The sequence below is a fragment of the Enterococcus crotali genome, assembly GCF_000633635.1.
GTDB lineage: Bacteria > Bacillota > Bacilli > Lactobacillales > Enterococcaceae > Enterococcus_L > Enterococcus_L crotali.
Genome location: NZ_AYPQ01000009.1, coordinates 130766 through 153423, shown reverse-complemented (window position 1 = coordinate 153423; position 22658 = coordinate 130766). Strand labels below are relative to the sequence as shown.

The window sequence follows — 22658 nt, the reverse complement described above, 5'->3', positions numbered from 1 at the left end:
GCCACGGAYWWCAGATGTTGTCCGTGGCGGAATCAAAACCTTTGTTGGGTTTTTAGTGGTAACAGCAGGAGCCGGTGTGATCGAAGGCTCACTAGCTCCGTTTGGTGAAATGTTCCAGCATGCGTTTAATATGCAAGGGGTGGTGCCGAATAATGAAGCAATTGTTGCCTTGGCACTGACGAAATATGGGACGTATACAGCACTTATTATGTTAGCGGGAATGGCGTTTAATATCTTGATCGCCCGCATTACGAAATTTAAATATATTTATTTAACAGGTCATGCCACACTTTATATGGCGTGTATGATTGCGGTGATCATGAGTGTCACAAAAATGAGTGCTGTACCGTTAGTTTTAGTCGGTGGCTTGGCGTTAGGTTTAGCGAATACGATTTTTCCTGCGATCGCTCAGCCGTTTACCAAACAAATTACCAAAAATGATTCAGTTGCTTTGGGACATACAGGGAATTTTGGCTATGCCTTAGTGGTTTTATCGGAAAATATGTAGGAGACAAAAAGAAATCAACGGAAGATATCAATTTTCCAAAAGGCTTGTCATTCTTACGTGATTCAACAGTTAGTATTACGTTGACGATGGGAATTGTGTATACGATCGTGGCCTTGTTTGCAGGGAATGACTTTATTTCTGAACATCTTAGTAATGGGACAAATTATATTATCTATGCGTTGCAACAGGCTGGGATGTTTGCGGCTGGTGTCTTCGTGATCTTGGCTGGTGTTCGTTTGATTTTAGCTGAAATTGTACCGGCATTTAAAGGGATTTCTGAAAAATTAGTACCTAACTCGATTCCAGCATTAGATTGCCCAATTGTTTTTCCATATGCACCAAATGCTGTGTTGATTGGCTTTTTAACTAGTTTTGTTGGGGGGATCGTTAGTTTATTTATTATGATTGCGACAGGGACAACCGTGATTATTCCAGGTGTGGTGCCGCATTTCTTCTGTGGTGCAACGGCCGGCGTTTTCGGTAATGCGACTGGTGGAGTTCGAGGAGCGGTTGTGGGTTCGTTTATTCACGGAGTGATCATTAGTTTCATGCCGATTTTACTAATGCCAGTTATGGGTGATTTAGGTTTCCAAGGTTCGACCTTCTCTGATACAGATTATGGTGTGACGGGGATTTTCCTTGGTAAATTAGCAGATACGGGCGGTCAAATTGCTGTCGTTGCTGGTATTTTGGCGGTATTGGCATTATTGATCGGATTAACGATTTTCGGCAAGAAAAAAATAACTGAAACGAAGGAGGCGGCATAATGGATACACAGAAATTAGCGGATCAGATTCGTTATTATACGATGAGAGAATTAGATAATTTAGGCTTTGGGCATTTTGGTGGCAGCTTGTCTATTGTTGAAACGTTGGCAGTTTTGTATGGAAAAGTCTTGAATGTGTCACCAGAGAAAAAAGACGATCCAGACCGTGATTATTTTGTTTTATCGAAAGGACATGCGGGGCCTGCGCTATATGCTACATTGTTTTTAAAAGGGTATTTTGATGAAGCATTCCTTTTTAGTTTAAATCAAAATGGAACAAATCTTCCTTCTCATCCAGACCGAATCAAAACCCCAGGTGTGGATATGACAACAGGGTCTTTAGGTCAAGGAATCTCAGCGGCAACTGGGATTGCAAAAGGCAATCAGTTGTTAGGCAAAAGTAATTATACCTATGCAATCGTTGGTGACGGTGAATTAAATGAAGGACAATGCTGGGAGGCGTTTCAGTTTGCGGCGCATCAACAGTTGGATCATTTGATCGTATTGATCGATGATAATAAAAAACAGTTAGATGGTTATACAACAGAGATTTGCGATCCGTTTGATTTTGTCGAAAAAATGCAGGCCTTTGGTTTTAATAGTTGGCGTGTGGATGGCAGCGATGTTGATGCAATTGAAGTTGCGTTGAATCAAGCGAAACAAATGATCGGTAAACCAACAGCGATTGTTTTAGATACAGTAAAAGGACAAGGGGTTCCTTACTTTGAAGCATTAGTGGACAATCATCATGTTCGTCCAGATGAAGCGGGAAAAATAGCCATCAAAGAAGCAATCGATGTGTTGGCTGAAAAGATCGAGGTGAATCAATAATGAAAGACTTAGAAATGCGACAAGTTTATACAAAAACGATTTCAGCTTTAGCTGAAAAAGATCCAAAAGTTGTAGCATTAGAAGCGGATCTAGCAAGTTCAATGGGAACAAGTAAATTAAAAGAGCAACTTGGAAAACGTTATATCAATGTGGGTATCATGGAAGCGGAAGAAATGGGAGCAGCAGCTGGTCTTGCTGTCACTGGTTTTGTCCCATTTATCCATACCTTTGCGCCATTTGCAACGAGGCGTTCCTTTGATCAAGTCTTTCTATCTCTTGGTTATTCTAAAAATCATGCAGTTATCGTAGGAACTGATCCAGGTGTTACAGCTGAAATGAACGGCGGAACCCATATGCCGTTTGAAGATATTGCCTTGATGCGCGTTATTCCGGGAAACCATATCTATGAAGTGTCAGATCCATACCAATTTAAAGCGATTTTAGAATATGCGCATACGGCACAAGGATTGTTCTATATTCGAACGATTCGCAAACAAGCAAAATCACTATATAGGGGCGAAGAAGATTTCTCTAAAGGTTATTACAAGTTGAAAGAGGGAACCGCGGGCACGATTTTTGCTAGTGGAATTATGGTGGAAGAAGCTCTTCAGGCAGCGGAGGATTTAGAGAAACAAGGAATCTCAGTTCAAGTGATCGATTTGTTTAGAATCAAGCCGATGAATGAAGACATCGTAATTGAAGCGGCTAAACTAGGACCGATCGTAACGGCAGAAAATCATAATGTGATCGGTGGGTTGGGCAGTGCTGTAGCGGAAATAGTTGCTGAAAATCAGCCAGTAAAAATAAAGCGAATCGGTGTGAAAGAACAATTTGGTCAAGTGGGTAAAGTAGAGTATTTAAAGGAAGTTTATGGCTTGAAAGCTGAGGATATATCCAAAGCTTTCAAAGAAGTATCGAATAAATAGTTATCAACTGATTCTATCAGTTTACCTCAATAAAAAGCGTTCAGACATTGTAGTTTCCCCAATGTCTGAGCGCTTTTCTAATCGTTTAATGCCAAAATGTAGACAATCATAATTTTAAGCCAATTATCTAAATAATTCTCCCAATTGATCGTTTTTTCAAAATGGTCCAACTTACGGACTTTTTTCCATAGACTAAATTGAATATTGTAAGCGTTATATTCGTGTGTTAACTTACAGATAAGAGCTTGTACAACTCAATTTATTTATTTGGAAAGAGGGAAAAAATGGGAGCAAAAGCAAAAGAAGCAATGCAGAAATTCTCACGTTCAGCGATCATGCCGATTAAATTCATGGCAGTCATGGGATTATTTTTAGCAGTTGCAGTTATTTTACAATTGGAATTTATGCCATCTTTTATACAGACAATAGGGTTGTTGATAAAAACAATGATGGATGCCATGATGAACAATTTAGCGATTATTTTTTGTGTAGGAATTGCTTCATCAATGGCTAATAAGAAAAAAGTAGAGGCAGGGCTACTATCTTTAATTGTTTTTCTATTTTTTTTAGCAGCTAATAATGCTTGGTTGAATCTATTCGATATGCTAGCAGAAGAAGGTGCAATGGGGTTATTTGGGACAGGGCAAGGAATGGTATTAGGCTTTCAAGTGGTGGATATGAATGTATTTTTAGGAATGCTGTTAGGATGCCTCACAGCTTATATCCACAATAAATTTTCTGATATTGAGTTTATTGATTTATTAAGTATCTATGGTGGATCTAGGTTTTCGTTTATTTTAATGATTCCGATCACTTTAGTTTTGGCTATTAGTTTGTGTTATATCTGGCCAGTCGTTAATGGCTGGATCACTTCGTTGTCAGATGTGATTTTGACTGCAGGATTGTTTGGTGTCTTTCTCTATGCTTTTGGGAATCGTTTCTTGATTCCAACTGGACTACATCACTTATTATGGATGCCGTTTTGTTTTACTGCCTTAGGAGGAACAGCTGAAATTGGCGGAAAGATGTATAGTGGCGCTGTGAATATATTTTACGCTGAAATGGCCAATGCAGGTACGATCGCCTCATTAGATCCATCCCTGCGCTTTGCGACCTTTGGTTTCGTTAAGATTTTTGGATCAGTAGCGGTAGGTCTGGCCTTGATTCATTGTGCGAACAAAGAACGGAAAGATGAAATTAAAGGGATGATTTTACCTTCTGTGTTTGTTGGTGCAGTAGCTGGGGTCACTGAACCTTTAGACTTCTCATTCTTATTTGCTTCACCATTGTTATGGCTAGTACATAGTTTGTTAACAGCTATTTCAGAAGTCATTCTTTGGGCAATCGGTGCTCGTACGTACATGCTTTATGGACTAATCGATACCGTGGTATCAAATTCTGTGATTCCACCTGGTTTATCTAAATTTTATTTAGTTATTATTGTAGGCTTGGTTATGGGAGTTATTTGGTATGTCACATTTGTTTTTTTGATCAACAAGTTCAATTTGAAAACACCAGGACGCGAAGAAGGAATAGTAACTGCTGATGGTGTAGATATTACGGTTAATAATAGCGATCAGCAACAAGTAAACGAAATTGTCTCAACAGATGAAATAGCTACCGAAGACGTAGCAGTAATTATTGAGGGGTTAGGTGGTCCAGAAAATATAGAAGTGATCACGAATTGTTTTACACGATTGCGAGTGACAGTCAAAGATTCTACTCAAGTGGATGAAGCAATGCTGAAACAATGTTCGCAGCAAAAAGGAATTGTGCTGAATGGTAATAATATACAGGTGATCATTGGAATGGGAGTACCTGTATTTAAGGAAGCTGTTTGTGAAAAACTAGGCATTATCGAATAATTTGTTTCAACTGCTGGACAAAGGTCCAAAGCTTGTTTGAATGATTGAATTGAGTAGAAAACTCGTTAGAATAAAAGTAACTTAGAGGGAAAGAAGGAAAAAACATGTTAGAAAAACAATCTGTAGTGATCGCTGGTGGAGGAAGTACCTATACAGCTGGAATCGTGATGATGTTGATCGAAAACCAAGAGAAGTTTCCGCTTAGAAAATTGACATTTTATGATAATGATGAACAAAGACAAAAAATAGTGGCCGATGCTTGTGAAGTTATCGTCCGTGAGCGAGCACCTGAAATTGAATTTTCAGCAACCACAGATCCAAAAGCAGCCTTTACTGATGTTGATTTTGTGATGGCTCATATTAGAGTCGGCGGACTGCCGATGCGTGAAAAAGACGAGAAAATCCCACTGAAATATGGTGTTGTAGGGCAAGAAACCTGTGGACCAGGCGGAGTAGCCTATGCAATGCGGTCGATTCCTGGTGTGATTGAATTGATTGATTATATGGAACAATATTCGCCTGAAGCTTGGATGCTAAATTATTCTAATCCAGCCTCAATCGTTGCAGAAGCAACACGCGTATTACGACCAAAAGCAAAAATCATCAATATCTGTGATATGCCTGTAGCAATCAAAAAATCAATTGCAGACATCATGGGATTGAAAAATGAGAGCGAAATAGTCGAACGTTATTATGGGTTGAATCATTTTGGTTGGTGGACTGAGATGACGGATCGAGCTGGGACTGATTTATTACCAAAACTAAAAGAACATGTGGCCAAATGGGGATATAGCGCAGCTGGAGATGGATTGAACAATCCTTTATTAGCAGAAGCCAGTTGGATGGATACCTTCCAAAAGGCAAAAGACATTTATGCAGTAGATCCTGAAACGATCCCGAATACTTATTTGAAATATTACCTATTCCCAGATTATGTTGTGGCACATTCAAACCCAGAATATACACGTGCCAACGAAGTAATGGATCATCGGGAGAAAAATGTTTTTGCAGAGTGTAAACGAATCGCAGAAAATGGTACAGCAAAAGGTACAACGATTGAAGCTGGAGAACATGCAGAATTTGTGGTCCAACTAGCGGGAGCATTAGCGTATAACACATATGAAAGAATGTTATTGATTGTTCCTAACAATGGCGCAATTTTAAATATCGATCCAACAGCAATGGTAGAAGTTCCTTGTATTGTCAGCATACGAGGGTATGAGCCACTGGCGATGGGAGAAATTCCTCAATTCCAAAAAGGGATGATCGAACAACAAGTATCTGTAGAAAAACTAGTTGTTCAAGCGTATCTTGAAAAATCGTATCAAAAATTATGGCAGGCATTAACGTTATCTAAAACAGTTCCGAGTGCCAGTGTCGCAAAAGATATTTTAGATGATTTAATTACAGCGAATAAAGAATATTGGCCTGAACTCGTTTAATCAACTAGGAAAAATAATAAATTCATGATATAAAGAAGCTAGTGGATTTTCATTAGCTTTTTTATTTTTGTAATTAGCAACGGAGAAAATCTAAATGAATGTAAGAGGATTGACGTGAATAGTATGAGTTTTAATGATTTACTACATCAAAATTATAATCAATTAAGTGAAACAGATTTCGCAATTAGTAAATTCATTATGGAGAATAAAAATGAAATTGGAAATCTTGGTGTAACTGTATTTGCTAAAAAGAGCTTATCTTCTAAGTCTTCTGTCATCCGTTTTTCTCAAAAACTAGGTTTTACTGGGTATAGCGAAATGAAAAATTATTTAAAGTGGGAAGCATCTGCTGATCCATCAAATGAAAAACATTCGTCATTTTTTACCCAAACATTACAGGATGTTGAAGAGACATTAAAGTATATTCGTGAAGCAGACTGGACTGAATTGTACCAAGTAATAGAAAAATGTGCTCGTATTTTTGTTATTTCGACAGGTGTAACGCAACAAAATCAGGCCGCTGAATTGCAACGAATGTTTTTGCTGATAGGCAAGCCTGTTCAAGTAATACCTGGAAGTGCAGATTCTGTTGAATTTAAACGAATTGTCGAACAGTTAGCAGAGAATGATGTTATTTTTCTTTTATCATTATCTGGTGAAAATCGTAGTCTGGATGGCATTTTGAATATTTTAAAAATTAAACGAGCACTAATTGTTTCTATTACCAATTTTAAGAGTAATTGGTTATCAGGCCAGGCAACGTATAATTTATATGCTTCTAGTTCACGTAGCCCAATTCCAAATGATTGGTGGTTGCAAAGCGCGTCTAGTTTTTTCACGCTTGTTGAGGCTTTTGCCTTTGGCTATATTGATTATCAACGAAAGGTATCAAATAATAACGAATGAAAAGTACGAGGGATTACGATGAAAGAGCAGGATAAGAAAAAATTCGACTGGTACCACAACCAATGGGGCAAACCCACACATGATGATCGTTTACTGTTTATTTTACTAACAGTGGGAACCTTTCAAGCAGGATTAAGTTGGAAAGCCGCGGCCAGTAAATTAGAGGCTTTTTTGAGAAATTTTCATAATATGGAAATCCAAAAAGTTGCAGGGATGATGCCAGACGATGTGGAGAAAATCATGCAAGATCCTGATATGATCCGCAATCCAAGAAAAATCAACGCCACGATTCAAAACGCTCAAGCGATTTTAGCAGTGCAAAAAGAATACGGTAGTTTTGCGGATTATATGTGGGATTTTGTTGGTGGGGTTCCCCGTCTGAATGTGTATGAAGAGGCATATGAAGTGCCAAATGTCACACCTTTATCTAAAACTGTAGCAAAAGATATGAAAAAGAATGGCTTTACTTTTGTAGGACCAGTTGTGACGTATATGTTTATGAAGGCGAGTGGGATGATTCAAGATGAAGTGTTGAATCGGGAGGTTTGATAAGTAAGAGTCTGTATTCTACTTGGTAGGGATCAAATTTCTTACACCAAATAGTGAAAAACAAATTGCATAAGCAGTGGGTGACTGACTTACACAATTTGTTTTTTTATCTCTAGAGCGTATCTTTTTATTTACAGAACATTTACTACCAACCAACACCATATTTTAGTCAGACACATTAATTGTCACATTCAATTATTGTGTTATTTTTTTTAGAAGGGAGCCTATTTACCATAAACCTGGTCTAATGCTTGTTGAATATCCTCGACAATTGACATCGGTTCTTCTAAACCAACATACATTCTAATGTGTGCCGGAGACAGGCCGCGTTTTTTCACAGCATCTAGGTTATTTCCCTTAACGACTGGTAGTGCTAGACTCTCGAAGCCTCCCCAGCTAACACCAATAGTTACAACTTCTAATGCATTGACAAAGGCTTTAAGGCGCGTAAAATCGGTATCTTCTAAATCAATAGCAAACAATGAACCATAGCCGCTTAAATATTTATCCCCAAGTTCCTTTTGTTCACCAACAGCTAAATAAGGATGGTGGATCTTACTGATTCGAGGATCTTCTTTTAAATGATTTAAAACAGTTTGGATCGCATGAGTCTGATGAGCCATACGTACAGGTAATGTTCTCAAACCTCGAATGGCTAGCCACGAATTAAAGGGACTATTGACTGCACCAAGCGATTGATGTCCATTTTCAAAAATCTCATCAACTAACTTTTCTTCGCCTATAACAGCTCCTGCGACAATATCAGAATGACCACCGATATACTTTGAGCAAGAGTGGATCACAATATCCACACCATAATCTAATGGATGCTGAAATAAAGGGGATGCCCAAGTATTATCGATGACCGTGCGTATATTCTGTTTTTGAGCCATTGCAGTAATTTTCTCTAAATCCAGCAGTTCAAATTTTTGAGAAGAAGGACTTTCAAAATAAATCACTTTGGTATTGGACTGTATATGAGCTTCGATTTCAGCCGTTGTTGAGACATCTATTTTGGTTAATGTTACACCAAATTTTTCCATATATTGGATAAAGGACAGTGATTCTCCGTATATCGTATTGACCATCAAAACATGATCACCTTGTGATAGGAGCGTAAACATGGTTGCGGAAATAGCGCCCATACCTGATGAAAATACTTTGCACTTTGCTCCTCTTTCAAGTCGAGCGATCTTTTTTTCCAGTATTTCAGTTGTTGGATTCGTTCCTCGAGTGTAGACATAGTTATTCTTTTCATCTGCACTTACAGCGATAAACTCTTCATAGGTTGGAAAAGAAAAGGAAGACGTTTGAACTATTTCGGGAGCCATCGAGTGATAGCTTTTTTCAGTCTGTTTTTCTACTTCACAGCAAATATTTTCATCATATTCATTTTTCATCATCATTTTCTCCTTAAGTTTTAAAGCTGAACGAACTCGTTTAGCACTGACTGAAAAATAGACAAAATTGATGGAGACATTTTCTGGCTCATTCTATTTTTATCTTTTTTCCGAAGTGCCAGCTCGTGAAGCTAGATTATAGTGTGTCGGGTATTTCATGAAGCTCTTCTTTCTTGTACTGATTGTCTAATGCTTTAACAAACGGATAGTAAATAGCAACCGAAGCAATCACCGCTATGATTTGGGTAACAGCTCCTTGCCATTGCCCCACTAGAAAACCAGAAAAAATAAAGGGAGTAGCCCATGGTGCTTGAATACTCGTAAACATCGGCATAAAACCGACCTTCATTGATAATAAGGCGATCAATACAGAAACAATTGGAGCAATGGTGATTGGAATCAGGATCAATGGATTAAAAATAACTGGAAGACCAAAGATCAAAGGTTCATTAATATTGAAAAAAGCAGGGACAAATGAGATTTTTGACATTGCCTTCATTCGTGATGAACGGGCAACAATTGCCATTGCAATCGCTAAACCGATCGTACATCCAGCGCCGCCGATCGTAGCGAATTGATCCAACATCTGAACCGTTCCAAAATTACCAGTTTGTGTGGTAAGCTGTCCTAATTCTGCTAAGGCCTGGTTTTTATCCGCATTAGCGTATAGGATTGGATAAAGCATAGAGTTGATCACAGTTGGATGGATACCAAACCACCACAGTAAACCATTCAAACCAGCGACTAAAATAATCGCAAAAGGAGTTCCGATGATTCCTTGCAGCGGTGCTTGAATCAATGTATAAATTAATTGCGGGAATGACTCTGAAAAGACCACACCAACACCATTTATGACTAAAGAAACAGCTACAATAAAGATTCCTGGAATCAATGCGCTAAATGCTTGACTGACCATCGTAGGGACACTTTCCGGCATGCGGATAATCAGCTTTTTTTTCAAACAAAAACGTGTCAACTCAACAGAAATGATGGACATAATAATAGCGGTAATAACGCCTTGTGTTCCTAACCAATCAAAAGATAGAACTTTATTTACGACTTCACCTGTTTCAGTTGTAACACTTTTAGGTAAAACCACCACATAAGCCACAATTCCTAAAACGAGGGAGGTCAATTTGTCCATACTATAGCTTTCTGCTAATTTATAAGACATTGTTCCAGCAAAAATAATCCCCATCATATTAAACGTTGCTCTATATGCCGGTGAAATAAAATTCATCCACTCTGAACCAAAAATACCTGCCATAAACTCTTCATATCCTGGAACAGGAAAATCTGTGATCAGCATGAAAATCGATCCGATGATCGTCAATGGTATAATGGCAAAAAACCATTCCGTAATGCTTGAAAGTACCTTAGATTTGTAATTTTTGACACTTTTGGAACCAAAGATGACTCGACCCAACTAGTCATTTTTTCCATTTTTATCTCCTCCAACAATCTATTTGTTATAAGCACATCTTAGTTAAAACGCTTTCTTAAGTAAATAGGAAACGCGAATTCTGTAACTATGTTTCATAAATAATTGGGATAAGGTATACTTAACGAGAAACATAGTTTCTTTTCTTACAAACGAAAGGTGAGGTTATGAATTTAATCGAAGAACTGAAGCAGACAGAGAAATTTACTTATAATGAACAATTGATCATTGAATTTATTTTGGCACATACTGAAAGAGTTCTACATATGTCAATTTATGAATTGGCAACTACAACTAATTCTTCTACATCTACGATTGTCCGTTTGTGCCAAAAGGCAGGAAACAGTGGGTTTAAAGAGTTTAAAATCAAGCTTTCCAGAGATTTGGAAGTGTACTATCGAAATATTCGCAACATTGATGCGAATATGCCTTTTAACAGAGAAGATTCTGATAGTATGGTCGCAAATAAAATTGCTCAGCTTACAGAAGAAACCATTCATTCAACACAAACGATTTTAACAGAAAAAGACTTGAATCAAGGAGTTGATTTACTGTTAAATGCAAAAAATATCATGGCTGTTGGAGTGAGTAATTCCTTTATTCGATTAACTGATTTTCAAACCAAACTTTTGCGCATCAATATGTATATTCAGCTTGTTCATTTACAGCCAGAACAATTTTATCTGGCAAATAATGCAACAAAAGAGGATGTTGCGATCATTGTTTCTTATAGTGGAAATACAGCAGAAATGGTAAACGAGGCTCAAATTTTTACTAAACGAGGGACACCGATCATTGCAATTACGTCAAATTTAAAAAGTCAGCTGGCTAAGTATGCTACTGTCGTATATCCGATTCCAAACAATGAAGAAGCGGATTTTAAAGTTTCGACTTTTTCGTCACAAATTGCTATTGAGTACATTTTAAATGTTCTATACTCGTGTATTTTCAATCGCAATTTCGAAAAAATTATACTTCATTGAAGAATACGCCGATTTCTATCTTGAAGTTTTGACTATGAAAATTACTTAGAAAAGATATTCCTATTGAGTGTGTGTTTATGGTCATGGCTAAGATAGTTACTTTTTTCAAAATTGTTAGGTACGTAATAGCCATTTATGCTATATTTATCCGAATAAAGCCCTTAAGACAACACTGATGTTTGTGTTGTTTTAAGGGCTTTATTATAACTCAATAAAAATTAGAATCAGGAAAATCTTCAAAAAAATTAGGCTCTAAAAATTGAATTAACGCATAGATATATTTCGTAGAAATCATTTGCCGTTTCAATAATTCATTCAAAGAACGTAAGGATTGCTCGGCAAGTTCAATCATTCGTTTAGGAGAATCAGCGTGAAATTGAGCTAGGATTTCCCGAACCTCATCTAATGACCAAGTAGAGGCACGAATCATGCGAATAAATAGTAATTGCTGGATCGCGTGTTCATCAAACATTCGATAATTACTCTCTGGATCACGAGGAACTTCAAGAAGTTGTTCTTTGGTCCAGTGTCGAATGGCTGTTTCTGTGATGGCTAAACGTTCAGCGGTTTCGCCGATCGTTAACCAACCGCGTTTTGGCATTTGTGTGATGTCTTGCCATTCTTCTTCGTGAAGGAGGGCTAAGGTTTGGTCGGATATTTTTTTTCGTTGATGCAATTTGACTTGTTCATCATTGAGTAACCAAAAAGCGGCGGAAAAGTTTCCCGCTTGAATGGCCGTCATGATTTTTTGAGTCACATGATAGCCATAAGTGATCGTTGTCGTCCTGATCGCCCGGAAATAATGCAAGCTTTCTTCTGTATAAATGCGATAACCACTGCTACTTCTCTTAGGTAAGGGAAGTAGCAGTTTTTTTCATAGTGTCGTAATAAGCTTGTGCTAATGTTTAACTGTTTCGCAATTTCAATAGGGCGAATGATCATAGACGATTCCTCCGGATGCCAATCTTTTCTGTTATTATAATTGATTTAAAGCGGATTGTAATCTAAAACCTTAGAACTTGCATAAATGTGCTACGATAAGGTTAGTTTGATGGTAGCTAGTAGTGGGGGGAGGTCTTTTTCCCGAAGAGCTGAACGAGCCCGCTACGCTTTTAACTGTTATCTAGCTGCACAAATCAATCCTTAGGAAAATAGATAAATTGTCAGTGAAATAAAGAGCATTTCAATGCCAATTTCCTAATTTTCTACAGGATTAACCGATTTGTTCCGCTTTTATTTTAAGGAGGATTTTTATGACAGAATATGTAACGATCACCGGGGCCAGAGAAAATAATTTAAAAAATGTCTCTGTAAAAATACCGAAACGAAAAATCACGGTTTTTACAGGAGTGTCAGGTTCAGGAAAATCATCAATTGTTTTTGAAACGATTGCCAATGAATCTCAACGGCAATTGAATGAAACGTTCAGTGCCTTCATTCAAAATTTCTGCCGAAATATCAACAACCAGATGTAGACAGTATCGAAAATTTAGCGACCTCAGTCGTCATCAATCAAAAACGTCTTGGAGGAAATTCTCGTTCGACATTAGGAACGATCACAGATATTAATCCATTATTAAGAGTCCTCTTTTCAAGATTTGGTCAACAAAGTATTGGCACAGCCAATTATTTTTCGTTTAATGACCAAGCGGGGATGTGTCCTGAATGTCAGGGAATTGGGAAAACGGTACGAATCGATGAAGAAAAATTCTTGGACCGCACACAGTCTCTAAATAGTGGTGCAATCCAATTTTCAGCTTTTAAAAATACTGAGTGGTATATGAAAGGCTACTTAGATTCAGGACTTTTTGATAATGACAAGAAAATTGAAGACTACACGGAGCAAGAACTAGACACCTTACTTTATGGAAAAGATATGAAGGTCAAAATCGATGGGGTCAATTTAAGCTACGAAGGATTATTCACTAAATTTAATCGTTTGTATTTGCAAAAAGAAGGAGAGATTTCTCCAAGAACGCAAAAATTGATCAATGACTATACCTTAGAAGCATGTTGTCCAACTTGTGAGGGGAAACGTTTATCCAAAGCTTCCCTAGCTGTAAAAGTCGAAGACTATTCGATTGCTGATTTTACGTCGATGGAACTTGGAAAGTTGCTCGAAGTGCTAGAAACATTGGAAGTTCCCAATGCACAACCTATTATTAAAAATTTGAAAGAAAAAATCAGTCATTTAGTTGACATTGGGTTAGGTTATTTAAGTTTAGAGCGAGAAACGACCACCTTATCTGGCGGTGAATCGCAGCGTGTGAAGATGGTCAAGCATTTAAACAATAGTTTAGTCGATTTGATTTATATCTTTGATGAACCCAGTATTGGGCTGCATCCCAGAGATGTTCACCGGTTAAATGAATTGTTGTTCAAACTGAGAGATAAAGGCAATACTGTGATCGTGATCGAACATGATCCAGATGTGATCAAAATTGCCGATCATGTGATCGAAGTTGGACCGCAAGCTGGAAAACATGGTGGGAACATCATGTTTGAAGGAACCTATCAAGAATTACTTGCATCAGATACGCTAACTGGAAACTTTTTGAACAATCAAACCGTATTAAAAAGCGAAGTTCGACCTGCGAAAGAATTTTACCAAGGACGTTCTTCAAGCATGCATAATTTAAAAAACAGTGTATTGCGGATTCCGAAAAAAACATTGACGATGATCACAGGTGTAGCAGGTTCAGGAAAAAGTACCTTAGTCAAAGATTCCTTTTTAGCAGAGTATCCCGAAGCAATCGTGATCGATCAAGCTGCCGCACAAACGAATTCACGTTCCAATCCTGCAACGTATATTGGCATCATGGATAACATTAGAAAGCTATTCGGCAAAGCAAACGAAGTGTCACCATCCTTATTTAGCTACAATTCCAAGGGTAGTTGTGAGAATTGTAAAGGACAAGGGTTTATCGAGACGAATTTAGCTTTTATGGAAGCGATCAAAAGTGAATGTGATGTCTGTCATGGCAAGCGTTATAAACAAGAAGTATTAGCGTATCAGTTTCAAGGGAAAAACATTACGGAAGTATTAGGGTTAACGGTGGAAGATGCGTTGGACTTTTTCCAAGAGCCAGCGATTCTAAAAAAAATCAAAGCTATGGATCAAGTCGGATTGAGTTATTTAACGTTGGGACAGCCGATGAACACCTTATCTGGTGGTGAATGTCAGCGCATGAAGTTAGCCAGTGAGTTTTACAAAAAAGGCAGTATCTATGTGTTGGATGAACCTTCAACTGGGCTGCATTTATCCGATATCGAACATTTACTTCAAATCATGAATCATTTAGTAGATCAAGGAAATACAGTTGTTGTGATCGAGCATCATGTTGACTTGATCAAACAAGGAGACTGGATCGTAGATATTGGACCAGACGGCGGAAATCAAGGCGGAGAAATTGTTTTTGAAGGGAAGCCGGAAGAAATAAAAGCGAGTCATTCGATTACGGGACAATTTATTTAATCGCATAGAAAAACGTAGAGAAAAAATCTCTGCGTTTTTTTCTATGGAGTGATAAAATTCCTAACGTCACTAAACTCACCCTTCACTAGCAATTGAATCTATCATAGAAAAAATATTTTTCCAATCTCTGTCATTCGGAGGAAAGTCCCAAATATAAATATTTGAAGCGGTAGGATAATCTTGTTCATCAAAATGAAAATCAGATAACAACAAATCATAGTGCTCATCATTGGTTTGCTGTTTTGTCCCAGTATAAATAATTAAGTTATGGTTCGATTGTTTAGCTAATTTTTGTCGAAGGTATTCTTCACTAAGAGGTTCTACAGTACAGACTAGTTTTACAACAATTTCTTTTTTTATATCTTGAATATTGATGGATGAACTGAAAATAAGGACAATATTATAGAGTAAATAGTCTTGATCAAAATGAACGCGACTCTTTGGGAAAAGATGGAGGACACTTTTCATGATTAGTTGAGATTGTTTAAAGAAAGCCAGGTTTGTTTCTTTGATGGAGTCAAGAACATTAGGGATATTTGAATGGTGAATCGTTAGTTCTGAAAAAGCAATGGTATATATATAAGAAGAAAGTAGTTTAAAAATCAATTTTGTTTCATTATTAAAAACAAGATGTTCATTTCGTCTTTTGTAAGAGTGAATCAAGCTTATAGCGAATATATAAGCCAAGGTTTTCTTTTTTTTATGCCAATTTACTTTGATTTCATAATCACCATGAAGTTCATCAAATACAGGGTTTGAGATTAGAATCAATGCTAAAAAGGTCCATTCATTTATCTGATAAGCATTTGGGACATCCGTCTTTACAAAAGGCTTCATATAATGGGAATAGCGCTGAAGATAGGGATCTATAATATCTTTATCAGGCGCAAGCGTTATAAAATGTTGATGCTGGTAGCGAATTTGATTGATTGCTAAGCGATATAAAAACTGCAAGCGTTCAGTTTCAGTTAGTTGAAAGGTCATCGCCGCCATTTTTTCATCGTAACTTTTTGCTAGTTCTTCAAATGAAACTGTTTTAAATGGCCACTGGGAACTTTTGATAACAGACCAATAGAAACGATAAAAAAATTCTCTAATGATATGTTCCGGGCCAGAAATAACAAAATTATTCATATTAAGAGAGAGCCCATTTTCAGCAAAATAATCTGCTAAGCTTTTTAGTTTCCGATAAATTGTACTATTAGACACATAGAAAATATCAGCTAAATCAGCTAAAGTATAGCCTTGTTCATGGAAAATCAAGTCGATCAATCGGTAACTGATAGTGTCTTTAATAAACAGGCTTTCGGTTTCCCCGATAGAGTGCAAAGGACTTGCTTGTAAAAAAAAGCCCTTATTCTTTTTACTAATAATTTCAAGGCTATCGTTTTGGTTATATTTAATTTGTCTTAAAAGGTTCAAGGTTCGGTACGTTGCATCAGAGGAACATTTTCCGATTTTTGAGAGTTCTTTTTCAGTGAACCAGCGTTCGTTATTATAGAGTGTTCTTAAAAATAGAAGGGATCTCTTTTCTTGATTATCTAATAGATTTTCGATAAGTCTTCACCTCGCAGTAATTATAGTCATTATAATCCTGAGAAGTAACTTTTAACACATAAAGTTACTTATTAAGGGCTTTTTTTATATTAATTGCCTATTTATGAATAAATGATGTGAAAATTATTACAAGATAGAAACACTGTATTATAGATACTTTGAGCGTTTATTCTTAGAAGCTAAGGGGGCTAAACTGTCTATTTTTTCTAAAACATCAGTTGTTTAATAAGGATTTTGAAGTAGAATAGCGCATCGTGTTCCCGTAACATATGTCTTAAGAGAGCGCGCTTTAACAGATGATTCTTCTACAGCGTACATTCTTATTAAATAAAAAAGGAGTGGCAGATATGAAAATTGGTTATACGAGCCGATCATCTAATGAAGAGTATGAAATTCTATATCAACTAGGATGTGAATCGATTGTCGAGCGTGATGTTTATTTAACAGAAATCGACAGTTTTGAACAGTTTGTAAAGGAGAATATCCACAACGAGATGATCATCGTTGATTTAGCGAGTATTGGTAGTAAATTTACGATCAACCAATTATATCCTATTTTGACGCTCATTAAAAAGAATAAGGGTTCATTGATCATCAATGAGTTCTCTAAAACAAATGTATTCACTAATGGCCTCTACATAGAATTTCTATACCTAATGGCAACGCACGATAAACAAGCCTATCGGATTAGAGCGGATGAAGCATTAAAAACCGCAAAGAAAAATGGGAGAGCTAGTGGTAGACCAACCATTGACTTGGATATCATCGAACGAATTCGTTATATGTATGACAAAGAGGATATGACGATCCAAGAAGTTGCAAAAGCCTGCAATGTTTCAATAGGAACTGTTTATAAATATATTCGAGTGGCTGTTGAGCGATAAAGAGGGCATCAATGTAGGTTTGTTTCCTTCTTATTAATATGAGGGAAAAAGATGTAGGCAACTTTAAAGGAGGTGGCGGTCTTCTAAATGATGATGGAAAGAACAGTGATGTAAGGAGTGAAAGCAGTCCAATGAAGCAACAACAAACAAAAATAAAGAAGTGGCATTTATTAGGTATTGGTATTACGATCCTAGGATTAGGTATTTGGGTAAGCCAAGCTAGCACAGCTCTGAAAGCAGAAACAGAAGCTGGAGTAACGCAAGATAAAAAAGCTGCTACTGAAGACAAGGTAATTCAAATCTCTAGCAGTTTAAACCCAGAGTTACCTATGGTTACAAATGAACAAGGGCTACAAGCTACACCAAAAGTTGTGACAATTACGCAAAATAGTCAGTTTCCTACGGCTGGAACGTCACAAAAAGAAGTAGCTAAATTAATAACAGGATTGACTATTCCCACTCCTTCATCTGGTATTGATTGGGAATACGTGGACAGTACGGGCGTAAGTATCGAGCAAGTAGTGCTGCCGTTGGATTTCAAACAATCTATGTTAAGATCACTGAAAAAAATGGTTCTTCAAGTATTCAAGTACCGATTCCAGTCAGCGTAACGGATAGTAATACGACAGCAGTCTTGACGAATCAAGCAATGATCAAAGCAGATGCTCAGATTATTCTTTATCCAGATGAAATAAAGGATAAGACAAATGAAGAGCTACACGCATTGATCCAAGCCAAAGCCAATCTAAGCGCTTGGGATATGAGTAATGGTTCAGAGCTAAGTGCTTCTGTATCTGAAACCAAGATCACAAACGATAAAATTGGCGATTACACAGCAACATTTACGGTGGATTTAAATGGAGAGTCAGCTACTACAACTAGAACAGTAACTATTTTTGGTGCAAAGCTAAAATCTCCTTCCTCCATTTCAGTAGCTCAGAATGAGACCTTAGATATGGGGAAAAATGCTAGTTCAATTTTTGCCAACTACCAAACTATTTCATCTCTTGAGGCAACAGATGCTACTTATGAATGGGTAGCAGATAAAGAGGGAACACCGACAGAGCCGAAAAACACATTTGATACCAGCAAGACAGGGTTCAATTGGGGCTACATAAAAATGGCTGATAAGAAGAAGCCAGAGATTTCTACAGTAATTCCAGTTCCGATTACCGTTACCAATGAAGTTAATACTATTGTAGAAAAGAAGGTAGCTTTCGGTACAACTCGTGGAATGAATATTATTAAACAATCCGAAATCAGTGGGAATGATCCTACGCAATTAAACAATATTTTAAAGGATAAACTGAAAATCAATGCATGGGACCTGACAACAGGAGCGGACGTACCGATTGAGATTACTGATTTAGGTGGTTTAACTGGAGAATCGACCGTCGGAGTATACGAGCTTACTTTCTCTATGACATTACCAGATAATTCAGTTAAGACCGCTAAAAGAGCCTACACACTATTGAGTGATGAGATATTCGCTGGCACATCAGGTGGTTCAACTAACAATATGTCTAGAAGTGCCTTTGATGATATATTCGGAAATTCATTAGATGGATGGACTTCTATTCCGTTGAATACGAATGCAATAATCACAAATCCAATCAATGGGTCTCAAATCAGTTTTCCAAGAAGAGGGCTGACCGTTTCTGGGCCGGGTGGTACCTTACAACAAGGGTTTATTGTGAAGGATAGCATCGGAGTATCTTATGTTCATAATGGTGCTAAAGTAGCCTCAATTCCTTTTGTTAATGGAAAAAGCGTATATGATACCACCGGTATACCGAACTCAGATTCAGGAGCTAGAAGTTTGGGGATTGGTTACGGAGTTGCGGAAACAAACTTTGAAAGTCAATACTATTTAAAAAAAGACAACGAACTTAAACAGATTTTAGTTGATTCAAGGAATGAGCTGATTTATGTTTATGATTTAAAGCTTAGTAGAAATTTGAATTTTTCAATCAATTTATCTATGTATAATACAGCTTCGTCAACACGAAACTTAGCGATGTTGGAGAGTGTAGATACCAATTACTACAATGATAAAGTAGCACTCTATGCTTTAGGTGATAACAATGGATTTTATATGAAGCCTTCAGCAGGCAAACAGTTCGCGATCAAGCTTAAAGATTCGTCTGGTGCTTATTTGTCGGATTATACAATGTTTGCAGCAGGAAATTATGGGAATACTCAGTCGCACTACTATCCTAATGCACCATTTAGTTTAAATTTAACTAACTGGTTTAAGCATGATTTTTCACAACCAGGAATCGAGCAATACAATTATCCTAAAGACCACGTCATTCTAAATTATGAGGATAGTGCCTATCAGTTGGGAGCACCTTATCGCCCAGTAGCAACGAATCAAGCTCTAAGGGCAGGGTATGAAGTTTTTGCTGGGACGGAGTTACCATATATGCGATTGAGCACAAATCCGAAAGATTGGAATGTTTATGCCGATTATAATGGCGGTGACTTTGTCACAGACTACACTTTAGCTTCTATTCCTAGTATAGGGGGAGTTGGAACCCTTTATGTAACGTATCCGAATCAGCAAGAGCATAAAATTCCATTCGTAGCAGACGGAAACAAGGAGTCTAATGGCAGATTAACAATTCCAAGAGCAACCTTACCGACTGTATTGAACGATGAATCTGGTACGATCAAGAGTTATACGACAGGTATGCTAGGAGTTTATGAATCAAATGATAAATGGAAATCCTTAACCTCAAATGATTATTCTATGGCAATCAATGTGTACAGTATTGGTGCTTCACCCATCGCACAAACGGTTCAAAGAAATTCAGCATGGACAAAAGCTGCCAGTGCATTGGTCAAAGATCCTGTGATCTTACCTGGACACACAGCGATTTATGAATATGTAGGGGCTCAAGTCGATACATCAAAACTTGGTATACAAACAATTCAAGTGAAGATGACCGACAAAGAAGAACCAACTCAATCAAAAATCATCAATGTGCCAGTCAATGTTGTTGATGGAACAGCACCAACAACAGGCCTAAGCATTGTAGCAGACGATTTTTCACTAGCAAAAGGTGATTTAACAGGTTTATCAGCAGAGGATATCAAAAAGTTGATTTTAAAAGAATCCAAAGCTGTAGGTTGGGATAATGCTACAGGCTTGTCTACGGGTGTGACAGTATCCGTTAAAACAACGGATTTAACAACGAGTGCAAGTCCTGGTAATCAATATAAAGCAACGATTCAAGCAGTAAAAGGCAGTGTAACAGCTGAAAAAACGATTACGATCACGATCATTTCAGAGTTTTCAGCTAAAGCAGTTCCTCAGACTGTTCCATTAGGAGCCGATGAGAGTTATTGGAAAGATGCACTTTTAAAAGCTACGGTCAATGAAGTCAAAAATGGGAGTAGTACAATCTCTAATTATAATGTGAGTTTAGTCACAGCTCCTGTAACTAATCGTATTACGACAAGTAGCTCAATGACGGTCAAGGTGACTAATGCGGCTAATTCAAGCCAATCGATGGAAGTGAACGTTCCAGTAAATGTAACTTGGGGCAATTCGATCGCTCTAGGTGGTAGTGGAACAAATATTACTGATCTTGGTCAATCAAGTTTAGCATTTACCTTACAAGAAGATCAAAGTGGTCGTCCATATATCCGTAGCGCTTACGGTAATTTACCACAAGCAAATACAAATACGCCGTTTGTAAATGCGTCAGCCACAGGTGCATACTTCTTCCAGTTTACGCGTATTGATATGTCTAGTCAGGCAACCGGGCAAGCGAAAGCGAAAGAGGTAACGAATGGAACCTCTTCTGGTTCAGCACTCCAAGCTTTAGGTGCTCGAACACCTGCACAAGTAATAAATGATTTGGGGACAAACGGTAAACTAGATGTGAATTATGGGGATGTTTTAAAACTGTATGTACAAGGAGGACAACATGTCCTGTACACGGCCGATCAAGGTCCAGAGCAACCAGTGAAAGATTTATCTAATATCGAAACATTGTTTGTCGTCGTGACCAAAAATGGCTTTACACCACTATATTTCAATCAGTTAACAGCGAAAGAAGTTGAAATCGCAACAGAATCAACAGCTACAAATGCGCTATATGCTGCGCATTATAATAGCATGACGAATTACTTTACTATTCCAAGTGGATCAACGTCTAACTATGCACGTATCCAACCAAATGGCTTCAAGACGTATCCGAAACTTAATCTAGCAGTAGGCGAAAAAGCGGCAGGTAGTGTCTTGGTCGCAGAACCGACTAGCGCAACAAGTAATCAGTATTTACAACTTGGCTACAATCTAACGTTTGTTGGTGGTGGACCTGATTTACAAATCGTTACACCACTGGCATCACTAAGCTTTGGTACTCAGACGATCAAGTCTTACAGTCAAGAAATTAAACGAACGGATCCAAATTGGGCTTCACTGTATTGGATAGTCGCCAAATCAAATCAGCATGGGTCATTCAAGCGAAAATGAGTGAACCATTCAAAACGAGTGGAGCTAACGCTAAGCAACTAAAAGGTGCAGAGCTAAAAGCCAAACAAGCCTCAAGCACAGTTAGTTTAAATAGTGGTTTCCAAACGATTTATACAAAAAATAATCCTGAAGCCAGCAATAGTGTAAGCTGGGCATCAGATAAAGGTTTCTTTTTACAAGTACCTCCAGGGGTAATTGATAAAGATGCAGCATATTCAACAGAAGTCGAGTTTCTTTTAACCAATGCACCATAAAGTAGGAGGATGACATGAAAAAATTTAAAATGAGTTACTTGATTGCCATTCTCCTAGTTCTAATTGTTGGTTTATCGAATCAACGAATGGTCTTAGCAGAAGAAGCAGACATGAAGAGCAATGCTGGAATTAGTTTTGAAAATGATTATGAAGCTAGTTCCAGCGCGCCAGAAGAATTACCAGATACGAATACACCAATTTTAGTGGAAAAACCAATTGCTAAAGAAGCAACAAGTAGCAAAGTTTTACCGCAAACGGGTGAATTAGTTGGAAGCATGATGAGTTGGATCGGTGTGATGATGATCCTTGTGATGATCATTCTCCGAATCCGCAAAAAAACGAAATAAGTGCGTAAAAAACGCTTATATATATAATTTAGGGAGAG

15 protein-coding genes and 2 pseudogenes are annotated in these 22658 nt (G+C 37.6%); 13 read left to right on the top strand and 4 right to left on the bottom strand.

What is annotated here, in order from left to right:
- The 7 genes and pseudogenes from V192_RS20660 to V192_RS0117815 all read left to right on the top strand — a co-directional run.
- Positions 1-1275, top strand: a pseudogene (locus V192_RS20660) (PTS ascorbate transporter subunit IIC); the annotation flags it as partial.
- Entirely contained in the window at positions 1275-2105 is an 831-nt protein-coding gene (locus V192_RS0117840; protein WP_025873632.1) for a transketolase, read from the top strand. The pseudogene V192_RS20660 and the gene V192_RS0117840, both read left to right, overlap by 1 nt.
- Positions 2105-3031 carry a transketolase family protein gene (locus V192_RS0117835; RefSeq protein WP_082266073.1) on the top strand — a complete coding sequence of 309 codons (927 nt, stop codon included), beginning with the start codon at positions 2105-2107 and terminating at the stop codon, positions 3029-3031. The genes V192_RS0117840 and V192_RS0117835 overlap by 1 nt, the downstream gene beginning before the upstream one ends.
- A 284-nt stretch (positions 3032-3315) precedes the next feature.
- Positions 3316-4896 carry a PTS transporter subunit EIIC gene (locus V192_RS0117830; protein WP_025873630.1) on the top strand — a complete coding sequence of 527 codons (1581 nt, stop codon included), beginning with the start codon at positions 3316-3318 and terminating at the stop codon, positions 4894-4896.
- Between the two features lie 104 nt (positions 4897-5000).
- Positions 5001-6338: a 6-phospho-alpha-glucosidase gene (locus V192_RS0117825; RefSeq protein ID WP_025873629.1), complete on the top strand. Its 1338-nt coding sequence runs from the start codon at positions 5001-5003 to the stop codon at positions 6336-6338.
- 123 nt (positions 6339-6461) lie between these two features.
- Entirely contained in the window at positions 6462-7244 is a 783-nt protein-coding gene (locus V192_RS0117820; protein WP_025873628.1) for a MurR/RpiR family transcriptional regulator, read from the top strand.
- An 18-nt stretch (positions 7245-7262) separates the two neighbouring features.
- The gene (locus tag V192_RS0117815) at positions 7263-7793 is read left to right on the top strand and encodes a DNA-3-methyladenine glycosylase I (protein ID WP_025873627.1); all 531 of its coding nucleotides are present in this window, start codon (positions 7263-7265) and stop codon (positions 7791-7793) included.
- Between the two features lie 224 nt (positions 7794-8017).
- Here the strand turns inward: V192_RS0117815 and V192_RS0117810 are convergent, their stop codons facing one another.
- Complete coding sequence (locus tag V192_RS0117810; RefSeq protein WP_025873626.1) at positions 8018-9193, bottom strand: aminotransferase class I/II-fold pyridoxal phosphate-dependent enzyme; 1176 nt, start codon at positions 9191-9193, stop codon at positions 8018-8020.
- 136 nt (positions 9194-9329) lie between these two features.
- Positions 9330-10619 (bottom strand): PTS sugar transporter subunit IIC, encoded by a 1290-nt coding sequence (locus tag V192_RS20655; RefSeq protein ID WP_338030891.1) that lies wholly within the window; start codon positions 10617-10619, stop codon positions 9330-9332.
- A gap of 182 nt (positions 10620-10801) precedes the next feature.
- Here V192_RS20655 and V192_RS20650 point away from each other — a divergent pair, with 182 nt between their 5' ends.
- Positions 10802-11617 (top strand): MurR/RpiR family transcriptional regulator, encoded by an 816-nt coding sequence (locus V192_RS20650; protein WP_035011581.1) that lies wholly within the window; start codon positions 10802-10804, stop codon positions 11615-11617.
- A gap of 208 nt (positions 11618-11825) precedes the next feature.
- Here V192_RS20650 and V192_RS20645 read toward each other — a convergent pair whose 3' ends face one another.
- Complete coding sequence (locus V192_RS20645) at positions 11826-12425, bottom strand: MerR family transcriptional regulator (protein WP_051581983.1); 600 nt, start codon at positions 12423-12425, stop codon at positions 11826-11828.
- 445 nt (positions 12426-12870) lie between these two features.
- On the opposite strand from V192_RS20645, the pseudogene V192_RS20640 reads away from it, so the two are divergent.
- Positions 12871-15092: pseudogene (locus V192_RS20640) on the top strand (ATP-binding cassette domain-containing protein).
- Positions 15093-15167: 75 nt separating this feature from the next.
- Here the strand turns inward: V192_RS20640 and V192_RS0117785 are convergent.
- Positions 15168-16421 carry an AcpB/EbpR/MafR family transcriptional regulator gene (locus V192_RS0117785; RefSeq protein ID WP_158001111.1) on the bottom strand — a complete coding sequence of 418 codons (1254 nt, stop codon included), beginning with the start codon at positions 16419-16421 and terminating at the stop codon, positions 15168-15170.
- Between the two features lie 575 nt (positions 16422-16996).
- Here V192_RS0117785 and V192_RS0117780 point away from each other — a divergent pair.
- From V192_RS0117780 to V192_RS0117765, 4 genes are all read left to right on the top strand, one after another.
- Entirely contained in the window at positions 16997-17533 is a 537-nt protein-coding gene (locus V192_RS0117780) for a helix-turn-helix domain-containing protein (protein ID WP_025873624.1), read from the top strand.
- A 478-nt stretch (positions 17534-18011) separates the two neighbouring features.
- Positions 18012-22019, top strand: coding sequence for a hypothetical protein (locus tag V192_RS20635; RefSeq protein WP_128080841.1), 4008 nt, complete (start codon positions 18012-18014; stop codon positions 22017-22019).
- Positions 21971-22273 carry a hypothetical protein gene (locus tag V192_RS0117770; RefSeq protein WP_128080840.1) on the top strand — a complete coding sequence of 101 codons (303 nt, stop codon included), beginning with the start codon at positions 21971-21973 and terminating at the stop codon, positions 22271-22273. The genes V192_RS20635 and V192_RS0117770 overlap by 49 nt, the downstream gene beginning before the upstream one ends.
- A gap of 14 nt (positions 22274-22287) precedes the next feature.
- Complete coding sequence (locus tag V192_RS0117765; RefSeq protein ID WP_025873622.1) at positions 22288-22620, top strand: LPXTG cell wall anchor domain-containing protein; 333 nt, start codon at positions 22288-22290, stop codon at positions 22618-22620.
- Positions 22621-22658: the final 38 nt, after the last annotated feature.

Excerpts from the sequence above, each read along its gene's own strand:
- V192_RS0117840 (WP_025873632.1), top strand. The coding sequence starts at position 1,275 with ATGGATACACAGAAATTAGCGGATCAGATTCGTTATTATACGATGAGA.
- V192_RS0117835 (WP_082266073.1), top strand. The coding sequence starts at position 2,105 with ATGAAAGACTTAGAAATGCGACAAGTTTATACAAAAACGATTTCAGCT.
- V192_RS0117830 (WP_025873630.1), top strand. The coding sequence starts at position 3,316 with ATGGGAGCAAAAGCAAAAGAAGCAATGCAGAAATTCTCACGTTCAGCG.
- V192_RS0117825 (WP_025873629.1), top strand. The coding sequence starts at position 5,001 with ATGTTAGAAAAACAATCTGTAGTGATCGCTGGTGGAGGAAGTACCTAT.
- V192_RS0117820 (WP_025873628.1), top strand. The coding sequence starts at position 6,462 with ATGAGTTTTAATGATTTACTACATCAAAATTATAATCAATTAAGTGAA.
- V192_RS0117815 (WP_025873627.1), top strand. The coding sequence starts at position 7,263 with ATGAAAGAGCAGGATAAGAAAAAATTCGACTGGTACCACAACCAATGG.
- V192_RS0117810 (WP_025873626.1), bottom strand. The coding sequence starts at position 9,193 with ATGAAAAATGAATATGATGAAAATATTTGCTGTGAAGTAGAAAAACAG.
- V192_RS20650 (WP_035011581.1), top strand. The coding sequence starts at position 10,802 with ATGAATTTAATCGAAGAACTGAAGCAGACAGAGAAATTTACTTATAAT.
- V192_RS0117780 (WP_025873624.1), top strand. The coding sequence starts at position 16,997 with ATGAAAATTGGTTATACGAGCCGATCATCTAATGAAGAGTATGAAATT.
- V192_RS0117765 (WP_025873622.1), top strand. The coding sequence starts at position 22,288 with ATGAAAAAATTTAAAATGAGTTACTTGATTGCCATTCTCCTAGTTCTA.